We start from the raw sequence: 360 nt of genomic DNA on the forward strand, positions 1-360 counted from the left end.
TCGTATTTACACCGACAAGGGCTTCACCGGCACGAACCGGGAAAGGGCCGGCCTTGACCAGGCACTGGCGGCTGTTCGTAGTGGCGATACTTTGGTCGTACCAAAGCTTGATCGACTGGCCCGCTCTGTCCCTGATGCACGGCTTATTGGCGACAGCCTGGCATCCCGTGGCGTGAAGCTTCAACTTGGGAACAGTATTCACGATCCGTCTGATCCAATGGGCAAGTTGTTCTTCAACATCCTTGCGACTTTCGCGGAGTTTGAAGCCGATCTGATCCGGATGCGTACTCGTGAAGGGATGGCCGTTGCACGCGACAAAGGTAAACTACGCGGAAAGAAACCCAAGCTTTCTGAACGTCA

General features: G+C 55.0%; 1 protein-coding gene. It reads left to right on the forward strand.

The features are described from left to right. The coding region (locus KP705_RS19545) for a recombinase family protein (protein ID WP_215765513.1) at positions 1-360 on the forward strand (360 nt) is incomplete at both ends.

The organism is Gluconobacter sp. P1D12_c, assembly GCF_018812105.1.
GTDB classification, from domain to species: Bacteria; Pseudomonadota; Alphaproteobacteria; order Acetobacterales; family Acetobacteraceae; genus Gluconobacter; species Gluconobacter oxydans_A.